11 protein-coding genes are annotated in these 13972 nt (G+C 66.9%); 9 read left to right on the top strand and 2 right to left on the bottom strand.

Annotated features, from left to right (window positions below; genetic code table 11):
- Positions 1–12 precede the first annotated feature (12 nt).
- Complete coding sequence (locus P2Q66_RS18175) at positions 13–1500, top strand: arabinan endo-1,5-alpha-L-arabinosidase (protein ID WP_275730390.1); 1488 nt, start codon at positions 13–15, stop codon at positions 1498–1500.
- On the top strand, positions 1497–3791 hold the full coding sequence (locus P2Q66_RS18170) for a beta-L-arabinofuranosidase domain-containing protein (protein ID WP_275730388.1): 2295 nt from the start codon (positions 1497–1499) through the stop codon (positions 3789–3791). Before P2Q66_RS18175 ends, P2Q66_RS18170 begins: the two co-directional genes overlap by 4 nt.
- Positions 3792–3804: 13 nt before the next feature.
- Here the strand turns inward: P2Q66_RS18170 and P2Q66_RS18165 are convergent, their stop codons facing one another.
- Together P2Q66_RS18165 and P2Q66_RS18160 are read right to left on the bottom strand one after the other, a co-directional pair.
- Positions 3805–3942 carry a methionine/alanine import family NSS transporter small subunit gene (locus tag P2Q66_RS18165; RefSeq protein ID WP_079599046.1) on the bottom strand — a complete coding sequence of 46 codons (138 nt, stop codon included), beginning with the start codon at positions 3940–3942 and terminating at the stop codon, positions 3805–3807.
- Positions 3939–5513, bottom strand: coding sequence for a sodium-dependent transporter (locus P2Q66_RS18160; protein ID WP_079599047.1), 1575 nt, complete (start codon positions 5511–5513; stop codon positions 3939–3941). Before P2Q66_RS18160 ends, P2Q66_RS18165 begins: the two co-directional genes overlap by 4 nt.
- Positions 5514–5663: 150 nt before the next feature.
- Between P2Q66_RS18160 and P2Q66_RS18155 the strand changes: the two genes are divergently transcribed.
- The 7 genes from P2Q66_RS18155 to P2Q66_RS18125 form a co-directional block, all read left to right on the top strand.
- Positions 5664–6374: an alpha/beta hydrolase gene (locus P2Q66_RS18155; protein ID WP_275730387.1), complete on the top strand. Its 711-nt coding sequence runs from the start codon at positions 5664–5666 to the stop codon at positions 6372–6374.
- Positions 6375–6404: 30 nt separating this feature from the next.
- On the top strand, positions 6405–7019 hold the full coding sequence (locus P2Q66_RS18150) for a TetR/AcrR family transcriptional regulator (protein ID WP_275730385.1): 615 nt from the start codon (positions 6405–6407) through the stop codon (positions 7017–7019).
- Positions 7020–7124: 105 nt separating this feature from the next.
- Positions 7125–8348 (top strand): MFS transporter, encoded by a 1224-nt coding sequence (locus P2Q66_RS18145; protein ID WP_275730384.1) that lies wholly within the window; start codon positions 7125–7127, stop codon positions 8346–8348.
- A gap of 32 nt (positions 8349–8380) precedes the next feature.
- Positions 8381–10033, top strand: a complete 1653-nt coding sequence (locus P2Q66_RS18140; RefSeq protein ID WP_275730381.1) for an amidohydrolase — start codon at positions 8381–8383, stop codon at positions 10031–10033.
- Positions 10034–10073: 40 nt separating this feature from the next.
- The gene (locus P2Q66_RS18135; protein WP_275730379.1) at positions 10074–11168 is read left to right on the top strand and encodes an agmatine deiminase family protein; all 1095 of its coding nucleotides are present in this window, start codon (positions 10074–10076) and stop codon (positions 11166–11168) included.
- A complete protein-coding gene (locus P2Q66_RS18130) occupies positions 11165–12901 on the top strand; it encodes an amidase (protein WP_275730378.1) in 1737 nt (578 codons plus the stop codon). Before P2Q66_RS18135 ends, P2Q66_RS18130 begins: the two co-directional genes overlap by 4 nt.
- A 183-nt stretch (positions 12902–13084) precedes the next feature.
- The coding region (locus tag P2Q66_RS18125; protein WP_275730376.1) for a pentapeptide repeat-containing protein at positions 13085–13972 on the top strand (888 nt) is incomplete at its 3' end.

The raw sequence follows: 13972 nt of genomic DNA, 5'->3' as shown, positions 1-13972 counted from the left end.
AAGGACAACGTGATGATGAAGTCACGTCCATGGGCGCTGCGCGCCGCAGGATTGGCAGCAGCGGCGGGTATCGCTCTGGCGGCGCCAGCCCTCCCCACGACCGCTGCCCCCGGCGGCGCTGATGTCCCACAGCATGTCCAGTCAAGCCAGCAGGCAGGACAGAAACCGGCGCAACAGAACGTCCCGGCCGATCTTCCTGGCGGCAAAACGGTGGTGGGCCAGACGTCCCCCATCCATGACCCGGCGCTGATCGTCGCCGACGACGGCACCTGGTACGTCTACTCCACAGGTTTGGTCAACCGGGAGAACGGCGGCACCATCCAGATCTGGTCGTCGCGTGACCAGGGCACAACCTGGGGCTACACCGGAACGGTCTGGGACAAGATTCCTGCCTGGATTGATGAACACTTCGCCGGCGGCGAGCTGCCGGGCAACCTTTGGGCGCCGGAGATCACCGAACATAACGGGACCTACTACCTGTACTACTCGGCGTCGCGCTTTGGCGGGAACAATTCCCTCACAGCCCTCGCCACCAATACCACCCTCGACCCCAATGATCCGGACTATGAGTGGGTGGACCAGGGCCTGGTGGTTTCGTCCCCGGCAACCGGTCTGGATCCCGCCAACCCCGGCAAGACCTTCAACGCAATCGACGCCGGCATCGTAGAGGACACAGACGGCACCCCCTACATGGCCATCGGCTCCTTCTGGTACGGGATCTTCCTGGTCCCCATCGAGTGGCCCAGCGGCAAGCCTGTGGCCGACTGGCAGTCGAAAACCGTGAATATCGCGGACCGGTTCATGCCCGGCAACCCCGTCGAAGCGCCGTACATCACCAGGCACGGCGGCTATTACTACCTGTTCGTCTCGTTTGATTCCTGCTGCCGCGGCGGCGATTCCACCTACAAGGTGGCGGTGGGCCGGTCCACCTCCGTCAAAGGGCCCTACCTGGACAAGGAGGGGCGGGACATGTTCGGCGGCGGCGGGTCGGTGGTGCTGGACTCGCATGGTGCAGTGACCGGACCGGGCGGGCAGTCGGTCTTCGGCGACTACCTGGCCTTCCACTACTACGACGGCTCCAACCAGGACCTCCCCTACTTCCCAACGTTGGGCCTCCAGAAAATCGACTGGGTGGACGGCTGGCCGGAGTTCGACCAGACGGTGGAGCTGCCGGCAGTCCTGAAGCAGCCCAAGGCCACAGTCTCCGCCACATCCGCCAGCGTCACCGCCACGGCGTCAGGCACACCCGGCCCGGTAGCTGTGTGGGAAATTTCGTCCGACGGCGGCGCCTCCTGGCAGCGGGCCGGCATCCAGCCGGTGACTAAGCGGACGGACGAAGGCACCTACCGTTCCACGCTGGAGCTTCCCGCCGGCGACGGCATACGGCAGGACCTGCTGGTGCGTGCCGTGTTCCAGAACGCCCACGGCAAGGCCGCGACAGACACCGCTGCGGTTCCACCCGTCCATGGCAAGGGCTCAGCCGGGAACCCAGCACGGTGACAGTCACCGCCAGCAAACGAAGCGGCCCCGTCTCTTTTCCCCTTCACACGGTCCGTCTCCTCGAGGGTGCTTTCAAGGACGCGCAGGACACCTCCCTCCGCTACATCCTGTCCCTGGACGTGGACCGGCTGTGTGCCCCCTACCTCGGTGAGGCAGGGCTTGTGTCTGCCGCGAAACCCTATGGCAGCTGGGAGTCCGACGGCATGGGCGGCCATATCGGCGGCCACTACCTTTCAGGCTGCGCGAGGCTCTTCGCAGCCACCGGCCATGCGGGGCTGCTGGCGCAGATGGAAACCGTCGTCGGGATTCTTGGGACCTGCCAGGACGCCGGCGGGGACGGTTTTGTGGGCGGCGTACCGGGCGGCCGGGACCTCGGCAGGCAGCTGAAGGCCGGGGACGTTGACGCGGACCTGTTCACTCTCAACGGCAGGTGGGTCCCGCTCTACAACCTGCACAAGACGCTGGCGGGGCTGCTGGATGCCCACGTCTTCGCCGGATCCAACCAGGCCCTGGCCATCGCCGCCGGCTTGGCGGACTGGTGGCTCGGGATCTCGACACGCCTGCGCGTCGATGTTTTCGAGGCTGTCCTGCACACCGAGTTCGGTGGAATGAATGACGCCTTCGCTATCCTGTGGCAACTCACAGGCAGGGAGGAGTACCTTCGGGAGGCGCGGCGGTTTTCGCACCGCGGTGTCCTGGAGCCTCTGGCCGCAGGGCGGGACCAGCTGGACGGGCTGCACGCCAATACACAGATACCCAAGGTGGTGGGCTACGCCCGCCTTGCGGCCGAAACGGGCGATCCTGGCTTCAGCCGGGCCAGCAACACGTTCTGGGAGTCCGTAGTTTCCCGGCGTTCCGTCTCCATCGGCGGCAACAGCGTGCGGGAGCACTTCCACCCGTCGTCGGACTTTACGCCCATGGTGCTGGACGCGCAGGGCCCGGAGACCTGCAACACCTACAACATGCTCAAGCTCGCCAAGCTGCGCTTTGAAGCCTTCGGCGACCCCGCCGCCCTCGACTTCTACGAGCGGGCCACCTACAACCACATCCTGTCGTCGCAGCATCCCGCCAGCGGTGGCCTGGTGTATTTCACGCCGATGCGGCCCGGGCACTACCGCGTCTACTCCCGGGCCCAGGAATCGATGTGGTGCTGCGTTGGATCCGGGCTGGAGAACCACGCGCGCTACGGCGAGCTCATCTACAGCCACGACGCCGATGGCCTGCTGGTCAATCTGTACATTCCCTCGGCGCTGGACTGGGCAGAGAAGGGCCTTCAGGTGCGGTTGGACACCGCGTTTCCGCACTCGGACCTGGTAACGCTGCACATTTCCGCGAGCGCTCCTGTTCAGGCCACCATCCGCCTTCGCCGTCCCGGATGGGCGGCTGACATGGCGGTCGACGGCGGCGGTGAAGCAGGCGGTTCCGTCACCGACGATGGCGGCGGCTACGTCAGCATCAGCCGTATTTGGCACGGCACGGCCACGGTCCGGATACGCCTCGCTCCGGAGCTTCGCTCCGAGACGTTGCCCGACGGCTCCCCCTGGGTGTCGTTCCTGTATGGACCCGTGGTGCTGGCAGCCCGGGCAGGATCGGAAGGGGTTCCCGGCTTTGAAGCTAGGGACGAACGGATGGCGCATGTAGCGGCCGGGGAACTGCTGCCACTGGCACAGACACCAGTAGTGCCGGACGGGGCTGCGGTCCGGCTGCTGGACCGTGCGGCGCTGACTGTCCAGCTCCCGGTGGTGGACGCCGCCGGGAAGTCAGGGACGGTGGTCCTGGAGCCTTTTTCAGGTATCCATGATGAGCGGTACACGGTGTACTGGCCCGCCGGAGACCCCGCAGGGCGGCGCGCTGAGCTTCGTGGCCTTGACCAGCTTGCGGCCGCACAGGGGCAGGTTCTGGATGCAGTGGCCGCCGGCGAACAACAGCCCGAATCCGACCACGGTTTTGCCGGCGAGGCGACCCGGGCGGGCGGTGATGAAGGAATTCATTGGCGCAGCGCCACCGGCTGGTTCTCCTACGTGCTCAAGGATCCGGACCGGCGGGCACAAGTGCTGCGGGTGCGTTTCCGGCAGGTCCCGGGACGCGGCCATGAGCTGCGTCTGGACGGCGTCCTCCTTGATAAGCCGGCCAACGAGTGGCAGGAAGGGGACCAGGTGGTGGCGGACTATGCCCTGCCGGAATCCCGGGAGGGACAAACTAGGGACGGCAGATTCGTGTTTGCAGTCCACGCCCTGCCCGGCTGCAGCACGGGTGACCTGTTGTCCGTCCAACTGCTGCGGACTTCCTGATTGCCAGCGCTGCCTAGAGTTCCCGCGCCGGCTCTTCCGGTAGGGCACCCTCATCCTCCGGGTGCCGCTTCAGGTTGAGCAGCGCCAGTGCGAGCCCGCCCCAGACGGTCACGATCGCAATGATCATCATGGTGATGGCGATGGGTGTCACAGCGCTGCCTCCTTTGCGTCTTCCTCCACCAGGGCGTCATACTCGGGATCGTCATGCGCCTTGGACCTGCGGCTCCAGGGGATGAAGGTCAGCACCAGCGCCACCAGCACAAGCGCCCCGGACATACCCCAGCCAAACACGCCCACAAACCACTCCGGATACCCCTCGTAGGTGGTGGAGATCTTGCTGATGAACTCGTTAGCCACCATGTAGATCAACGCCAGGGGCACAACAGCTGCCACCAGCACCATCCACGTCCCGCGCATCTTGACAGTGGAGATCCGGTTCAGGTGGGCGGACAGCAGCGGGAGCTTGCGCAGGAACCAGGCAAGCACCACTACTGTGACCAAGGCGCCGAGGGTGATCCCGAAGCTGTTGACGAACGCGTCGGAGGTGTCCAGCAGGTACAGGCCGGTCGAGGTCGGAAAGAATGCCAGCGAAACGGCGGCCACCAGGATGCTGACCACCAGGGAGGCCTTGACCCGGCCCCAGCCAAGCTTGTCCTGCACGGCGGCCACGATGACTTCGAGCACGGAAATCAGGGACGTGATTCCCGCGAAGACCAGTGATCCGAAGAACAGCACGCCCATGACCGCTCCAAAGGGCGCCTGCGACACGATAGTGGGGAAGGCGACGAAGGCCAGGCCGATTCCCTGGGTGACCACGTCGTTCACTCCGGTCCCCGCCGCCTGGGCCATAAAACCAAGGGCGGCAAAGACACCGATGCCTGCCAGGATCTCGAATCCGGAATTGGAGAACGCAACCACCATTCCTGAGCCGGTGAGGTCCGTCCTGCGCTTCAGGTAGGACGAATAGGTGACCATGATCCCGTAGCCCACTGAGAGCGAGAAGAAGATGTGCCCGTAGGCTGCTGCCCACACTCCCGGGTCGGCGAGCGCGGACCAGTCGGGAGTGAAGAAAGCGTTGAGGCCTTCGGCTGCCCCTGGAAGAAACAGCGCCTGGATCACCAGGAGGACGAACATCACCACCAGCAGCGGCAGCAGGACGGCGTTTGCACGGGAAATGCCCTTGCGGATCCCGGCAACCATGATGAGGATGACCGCCGCCCAGATCAGCAGCAGCGGAAAGAACACTGACGGGACGAACTCGAATCCGAGGCCCGGCGCCTCGGCGACTGCCAGGAAGTTGCCGAAGAAGAAGCCTTCGGCGTCATCACCCCAAGCCTCCGTGAAAGAAAAGATGGTGTACATCAGTGCCCACGCGATGATCACCGCGTAGTACGCCGCGATCACGAAACAGACCAGCACCTGCCACCAGCCCAGCGGCTCCGCCGCACGGTGTAGCCGCCGGTAGGCCAGCGGGGCGGAACCGCGGAATTTGTGCCCAACGGCGTAGTCCAGGAAGAGCAGCGGAATGCCGGCAGACAACAGCGCCACCAGGTAGGGGATCAGGAACGCGCCGCCGCCGTTGTCGTAGGCAATGTACGGGAAGCGCCAGATGTTGCCGAGGCCCACGGCGGAACCGATAGCGGACAGGATGAAGAGCCGGCGGGAGGAGAAGGTTTCGCGTTTGACCGGTGTGTCCGGGCTGGCCGGGGAGGAAGTGCTCATGCGGTGGTCTCTCAGCTGGCGTTGGAGGTGAGTTCACGGACTACTTCCGGACTTTACTGCTGCCCGCCACCTCGCGGAACCCCTGCTTTGCCGCAGTCCGGATTCGATGGACCGTGGGCGGCCTTGGGCTGGCCGGAGTAGGGTTCCGTCATGGACATCATCCTGGTTCCCGGCTTCTGGTTGGACGCTTCCTCCTGGGAGGAGGTGACGCCGGCGCTCGAGGCCGCAGGACACCGCACGCATCCCCTGACTCTGCCGGGGCTTGAAAGCGTGGATGCCGACCGTGCCGGGATCGGCCTTCACCAGCACGTTGTTGCCGTCACGGCTGCGGTGGACGCCATCGAGGGAAAGGTGGTCCTGGTGGGACACTCAGGCGGCGGCGCCATCATCCACGCCGTGGTGGACGCCCGGCCAAACAAGGTGGAACGGGCCATCTACGTGGACAGCGGCCCCCTTGGCGAGGGCGGGGTCATCAATGATGAACTGCCGGCGGACGGGGACGACGTTCCGCTGCCGCCGTGGGAAGGGTTCGAGGACGCCGACCTGGTGGACCTCGATGACCGGCTCCGCGACGCATTCCGGGCGCGTGCCATTCCGCAGCCCAAAGGCGTTGCCTACGACCAGCAGCACCTCCACGACGAACGCCGCTACGAGGTGCCGGCCACCATCATCGCGTGCGAGTTCCCCTCGGCCATGCTTCAGGAATGGATCGCGGCCGGCCACCCGTTTGTTGCCGAACTGGCCCGCGTCCGCGATGTGGAATACGTGGACCTGCCCACCGGCCACTGGCCCCAGTTCACCAAGCCCGCGGAACTGGCCCGGGCCATCCTGGCGGCGGTGGAGCGGACAACAGCCAGCTAGATTGAACGGACCACCTGCCGAGGAGTCCATATGCCGCGCCCCCGATCCCCGCTCCTTTCCGTCGACGCCATCGTTGGCGCCGCCCTCTCCCTGGTGGACGCCACCGGCGACTTCAGCTTTCCCAAAGTGGCAAGGGAACTCGGGGTCAGCCAGGCGTCCCTGTACAACTACATCGACAACCGCGAACACATCATCGAACTGATGCGGGGACGCGTTTTTTCCGCCCGGGACCCCCTCGATGCCCAGTACCTGCCCTGGGACGAGGCGCTCCGGATCCTCGCCCACAAATACCGCGACTGCCTGGTGGACCACCCCCGGCTGGTGCCGCTGCTCGTGACCCAGACCGTGCAGGACCTCGGTGTAATGCGCATCTACGAGGAAATGGCCATCGTCCTGGGCAAGGCCGGCCTGGCAACCCCTGCGATCGTCCCCGCCATCACCGCGCTGGACTACCTGGTCCTTGGTTCGGCGCTGGAACTCACTGCCCCGGACGTCGTCTGGTCTCCCCCGCCGGGGCAGTTCCCGGCACTGTCCGGGGCCATTGCCGACCTCGGGTCCCCGGCGGAGCGTTCGGACACCGCGTTTTCCTTCGGACTCGAGACACTGCTGGCCGGGATAAGGGCGGTCACAAAAGCAAGTTTCTGAAAGGCTTTCACAAAAACCCTTGTGCTGGCGGCAAGGCATCTTCATAATAAATGAAGGTCATTCATTTTGTGACGGCCTTCACTCCATCCCAGCAAGGAGAAGCCCATGTCCCCGGACGATAACCACACAGGGCGCGTTCCGCTCACCGCCACCAGGGCGGTTTCCGTATTCGGCATCAGTGTTGTTGGCTTCATGACCGCCAACCTGGTGCCCGTCATGATCGTCGCCCTGACCGGAGAACTCGGCTTTTCCGATACAGAGGCGGGCACGCTGATGACCGGCTCGCTGCTCGCCTGCGCCGTCGCCTGCCTGCTCACCTCCAAGTGGGCTGCCGCGAACGGGCGGTATACCGTGGCCCGCGCCGGACTCGTCCTGACGGCGGCAGGCTTCGGCGCCGCCGCGTTCATCCCGTCCGCACCCGTCGTCGTCGCCGGCGTCCTGATTGGCGGCCTCGGAGCGGGCGGCGCTGTTTCGGCAGGCGGCGCCGCGCTCGGCGCCCTCCGCAACCCTGACCGCGCTTCCGGCATCAGCGGCTTTGCCAACCGCGCCATCGTTTCGGTGGTCCTGTTCATCATTCCCGCGCTGGGCGCAGGTATGGGCAGCGCCTTCGGCCTGCTCGCGGGCCTCGCCCTGGCCGCCCTCTTCACCACCGCCTGGCTCCCGGACCGTCCCGTCAGTTCCGACGCCGCGCCGCTGGCAGTCGCCGCTCCGGCCAAAAATTCAAAGCCCACCACCCTGGCGGGCATCGGCCTGCTGGCCTGCTTCGCCCTCTGGGCACTCAGCGAAGACTCCCTGTGGGCCGTCGCGGCCACCATGGGAGCCGACCAGGCGCAGCTCGACGAGACCGGCATGGGCCTGGTCCTGAGCCTCTCCACCCTGGGCGGACTGCTCGCCTCCGGGCTGGTGGGACTCGCCGGGCGCAGGCTCGGACGGACCGCACCGCTGGCCGTGGCACTCCTTGCCGGAGCCGCACTCAAGATGCTTTCCGGAACCGTGACGGAGCCCAACCTGTACATCGCGGTCATCATCGCCTGGAACACCATCTATATCCTGGCCTTCATCTATATCGTGGCAACCGCCGCCGCCCTGGACGCCTCCGGGCGCTGGTCCGCGCCGGTGCTCGGCGTCTACCTGATCGGATCCTCCTTCGCGCCGTTCTTCGGAACCTTCGTTTCCACTGCCGCAGGGTACGACGTCCTCGGCTATGTCCTGGCCGGGATGACCCTCGTCCTGATGGTTCCGCTGCTCCTCATCTCCCGGATCTCCGTCCGGACCGAAGAAGCCGCCGCCGCGCCGCCGTCGGACATCAACAAAGCAGCCATCGCCTGACGACCCGCCCCTTCCTGAAAGAAAGCACTCCCTTGCCTGCACGCACGCTCTATACCAACGCCACCTTCTTCACCGCCGACGGCTCCCTTGCGGAGGCCTTCGTGGTGGAAGGCGCGCGGTTCCTTTACGTCGGCACTGCAGCCGATGCCCGGAAAGCTGCCGGCGAAAAAGCCGTTGAAGTGGACCTTGCCGGCGGCTTTGTCCTGCCCGGCTTCATCGATGCCCACACTCACCTGCTGATGATGGGCCAGGCCCTGAAGAAGGTCCCCCTCCGCGAGGCCGCGGATCCGAAAGATCTGCAGCGCCGCCTCCGCGAGGCCGCTGCCGCCGGCGATGCCCCCCGGATCCTGGGCGCAGGATGGCTTTACAGTTCCCTGGACGGCCAGCGCCCCACCCGGGAGCTGCTGGACGAAGCCGTGCCGGACCGTCCCGTCTACCTCGATGCCAACGACCTGCACTCGGTCTGGGTCAACAGCGCAGCCCTGGCCGAACTGGGGATCGATGACAATACTCCGGACCCCATCGGCGGCCGGATCGGCCGCGACCCGGCCACCGGGAAGGCCGACGGCATGCTGTACGAGACCGCAGTCCAGCAGATCGTCTGGCCCGCCCTGGCCGGCTACCTCACGGACGAGGACCGCGACGCCCAGCTGGAAGAGGCCTTCGCGAACTACCTTGCCGTGGGTGTCACCGGGGCAGTGGACATGGCCGTGCAGGACGATGACCTTGCCGCCTTCCGCCGCGCCATGGAACGCCGGAACGGCACACTCCCCATCAGGGTCAAGGGACACCTCCTGGTGGAGCGCCACGAAGCCGAAGCCGACAACCTGGCGCAGGTGGCGAAGGCAGCATGGCTCGCCGCCGAGCTCGACGGCGGGTGGCTGCAGATCTGCGGCATCAAGCTGATGGTGGACGGCGTCATAGACAGCTGCACCGCCGCCATGAAGGAACCGTACGCCGACGGCAGAACCTGCGAACCCATCTGGGACCGGGAATCCCTGGCCCCCGTGGTGGCAGCAGCGGACGCCGCGGGTCTACAGATAGCCCTGCACGCCATCGGTGACGAGGCCTCCGACATCGCGCTGGACGCCCTCGAGGAGGCCTACCTCCGGAACGGTCCGCGGGACCGGCGGCACCGCATCGAGCACCTGGAAACGGTCATTGAGGCCAACGTGAAGCGGCTGGCCGCCCTCGGGGTGGTGGCCTCCATGCAGCCGGTCCACGCGGACCCGGCCATCCAGGACAACTGGCGGAATGTCCTTGGCGACCACCGCGTCGAGCGGGCATTTCCCTGGACGGAGTTTACGGATGCCGGCGCAACCCTTGCGTTCAGCACCGATGCACCCACCGCCCCGCACCAGCCGCTGCCCAACATGTATGTCGCCTCCACCCGGCGTTCGGCACTGGACTCCACCCTTGAAGCGAACCTGCCGGACTATGCCGTGGAACTCGCTGAGGCGTTGTGCCATGCCACCCGCGACGCCGCCTTCTCCTGCAGGGCCGAGGAGCAGCAGGGCCGGATCGCGGCCGGCTACCTTGCCGACTTCACCGTCCTGGACACCAACCCGCTCCAGGCAGATCCCTCACAACTGCTCACCAACCACGCCCGGCTCACCGTAGTGGGCGGCACAACAGCGTACGACGCCGGCACGGCCGCAGCGTCCGGCCGCACCGCAGCCGCATAAAGCGCAGCCGGAAACAACCAGAAAGAACATAGGAAGACAGATGAAACCAGCCCCCGCCCCCGCAGAGGCCGCAACGGCTTTCGATCCGGCTGCCACCGGCTCCATGCCTGCCGAATGGGAAACCCATGACGGCACCTGGATGGCTTTTCCGCCGCCCAACGAAACCTTCGGCGAAGCGGGCAGCCCCACGCTCGACCGCGCCCGGGCCGCCTGGTCAACCGTTGCCCGCACCATCGCCCGCTACGAGCCGGTCACCGTCCTGGCCGATCCGCGCGACGCCACCGCCGCACGAGAGTGGCTGGGTGACGGGATCACCGTGGTGGAAGTCCCGCTGGACGACGCCTGGCTGCGTGACAGTGGACCCACGTTCGTCCACCGGCCGGACGGCTCGCTGGCCGCCGTCGACTGGATCTTCAACGGCTGGGGTGCGCAGGAGTGGGCCGCCTGGGGCAATGACCAGGAGGTAGCCCGGGCAGTATCGGCGGAGGCCGGGGTTCCGGTGCGGCCAAGTTCACTGGTCAATGAAGGCGGCGGCTTCCATGTGGACGGCGAGGGCACCGTCCTGCTCACCGAGACGGTCCAGCTGGATCCGGGACGCAACCCCGGAGCCACGAAGGAGTCGGTTGAAGCAGAAATCCACGCAGCCCTGGGCACCACCAAGGCCATCTGGCTGCCGCGGGGCCTGACGAGGGACTACGACGAGTTCGGAACACGCGGGCACGTTGACATCGTGGCCGCCTTCGCCGGCCCGGGCACCGTCCTGCTGCACCGCCAGGATGACCCGGCCCACCCGGACTATGAGGTCTACCTGGAACTCCGCTCCGTCCTTGCCGGCGAGGTGGATGCCAAAGGCCGTCCCCTGCGGATCATCGACGTCCCCGCACCCACCGTCCTGCAGGACGAGGAAGGCTTCGTGGACTGGTCCTACATCAACCACTACGTGGCGAACAACGCGGTGGTGCTGTGCGCTTTCGACGACCCCAACGACGCCATCGCCGCCGGCATCCTGGAACGCGCCTATCCCGGACGGACCGTGGAGCTGGTGGACGCCCGCGACATCTTCGCCTTCGGCGGCGGCATCCACTGCATCACCCAGCAGCAGCCCGCGCCCGCACCGAAGGGAGCTCCGGCGTGAGCCCGTTCAATGTCGTGGAAGCAGGCATCGCCCGGCTTCGTGCAGCCCTTGAGGCAGGTGAGGTGACCAGTGAGGAGCTGGTGCGCCTCTACCTGCAGCGGATCGAGAAGTATGACTCATCAGGCATATGCCTGAACGCGCTTGTGGTGATGAACCCGGAAGCGCTGGCCGAAGCCAGGGCATCGGATGAGCGCCGGGCCAGGGGCGGCATCCTGGGACCGCTGGACGGCATCCCGTACACGGCCAAGGACAGCTACCAGGTAAAGGGCCTCACCGTCGCCGCCGGGTCCCCCGCCTTCAAGGACCTCGTGGCGCAGAAGGACGCCTTCACCATCGAACGGCTGCGGGCCGGCGGCGCTGTCCTCATCGGGCTGACCAACATGCCGCCCATGGCCAACGGCGGCATGCAGCGCGGGGTCTACGGCCGGGCGGAAAGTCCCTACAACGCCGACTACCTCACGGCCGCCTTCGCCTCAGGGTCCTCGAACGGGTCCGGAACAGCCACCGCGGCCAGCTTCGCAGCCTTCGGCCTCGCGGAGGAAACCTGGTCATCCGGCCGTGCGCCGGCGTCGAACAATGCCCTCTGCGCTTACACCCCGTCACGGGGCGTGATCTCCGTCCGCGGCAACTGGCCGCTGGTCCCCACCATGGACGTGGTGGTTCCGCACACCCGGACGATGGACGACATGCTGGAAGTCCTGGACGTGGTGGTGGCGGACGACGCCGAAACCCGCGGCGACTTCTGGCGCGTCCAGCCCTGGGTCCCGCTCCCCAAGGCATCCGAAATCCGCCCTGACTCCTACGTGGAACTGGCGGTTCCGGACCGGGCCGCGGCTGTCAGCGTGCTGGCCGGTAAGCGCGTGGGCGTTCCGCGGATGTATATCAACGCGGACCCGGACGCCGGTACGGCAAGCAGTCCCGGCATCGGCGGACCCACCGGGCAGCGCATCCGGACGCGCGACTCCATCATCGGGCTGTGGAACGCGGCAAGGCAGGACCTTGAAGCCGCCGGGGCAGAGGTCATCGAGGTGGATTTCCCGGTGGTCTCCAACTACGAGGGCGACCGTCCCGGCGCGCCCACCATCGCCACCCGCGGCCTGGTATCACCGGAGTACCTGCGCCGCGAAATCGTGGACCTGTCCGCCTGGGCATGGAACGACTTCCTCGACGCCAACGGGGATCCGCACCTGAGCAGCCTGGCCGACGTCGACGGCGCCGCGATCTTCCCCGCGCCGGACGGATCGCTGCCGGACCGCTATCACGGGTTCGACGACGACATCAGCGACTATCCCGCCTGGATCCGGAGGGAGGGGGTCCCGTCCCTGACGGACATCCCGCATCTCAATGCTGGGCTCAACGGACTTGAAGAAACCCGCCGCGTGGACCTCGAAGAGTGGATGGACGGCCTGGGCCTGGACGCTGTTGTGTTCCCGGCGGTTGCCGACGTGGCGCCCGCCGACGCGGACCGCAACGAGGCCTCCGCAGACCTCGCGTGGCGCAACGGGGTATGGGTGGCGAACGGGAATCTGGTTCCCCGCCACCTGGGCATCCCCACCGTCACCGTTCCCCTGGGAATGGCAGCGGACATCGCCATGCCCGTGGGCCTCACCCTGGCCGGCAGGGCCTACAGCGATGCCGACCTGCTGCAGCTGGCCGCGGCCTTTGAGGCCACCGGCACGCGCCGTGTCCCGCCGCCCCGCACCACGTCCCCGGAAGAGACTGAAGAGGCCTGACGGCCGGCTGCGCAAGAGGCTACGCTGGTGGCAGTGACGTTCATATCCTGCCTGTGACCCACAGCCTTCCGCAGTTCCCGTCGCTCCCCACCGGAGCGGTGATTCCGCGTGCCCAGGAGGGGAACCCGACCACGGGTTCCCCTCCTCCCCGCACCAGCATCGGAACCACTTTCGGGAGACCCCATGAACGCCCACCCAACCCCCGGCACAGCTGCACCCATCCTCGAACAGGATGCGCTGCGCCCTGACTGCTCCAGCTGCTTCGCGCTCTGCTGCACCGCCTTTGGATTTACCCGCTCGGCCGACTTCGCCATCGACAAGCCGCCCGCCGCACCGTGCCCCAACCTGGCCACGGACTTTTCCTGCACCATCCATGACCGGCTCCTGTCCAGGGGCTTCCGCGGCTGTACCGTCTTTGACTGCTTCGGTGCCGGCCAGGCGGTCAGCCAGCGCCTGTTCAACGGCATCAGCTGGCGGGAGGCGCCGGAGTCCAAGCAGACCATGTTCGCTTCCTTCAAAACCATGAAACAGCTGCACGAAATGCTCTGGCACCTTGCCGAGGCTGAAGCCCGGACGTTCAGCCCGGACTCGGCGGACGAGGTCCACAGGCTGCGCTCCATCCTCCAGGCCGCGGCCGACGGCCCCGTGGAGGACCTGCTGGACCTTGACCTCGAGTCCCTCCATCAGCGCACGGGCGGGATGTTGCGCGAGGTCAGCGAGGAGGTCCGGGCCGGCTATTTCGGCGGGGAAGACAGCACTGGCACAGGTCTGTGGCCCGGTGCAGACCTGGCAGGTGCCAACTTCCGCGGCGGGCAGTTGTGCGGGGCAGACCTCCGCGGGGCCTGCCTCATCGCCGCCGACCTGCGGGGCGCGGACCTCACGGACGTGGACCTGCTGGGTGCCGACCTCCGCGATGCCAGGCTCGACGACGCCGACCTCTCCGGCGCGCTCTTCCTCACCCAGGCGCAGGTCAATTCAGCCCGGGGCACCTGGGCCACGCGGCTGCCGCGCATGCTTTCCCGCCCCGGGCACTGGGCCAGGAAGGACGCGCCGGGCCCGGAGCAAAAGCAC

This window comes from Arthrobacter sp. Cr_A7, assembly GCF_029222765.1.
GTDB lineage: Bacteria > Actinomycetota > Actinomycetes > Actinomycetales > Micrococcaceae > Arthrobacter.
This window is presented reverse-complemented; position numbering and strand designations above follow the sequence as displayed.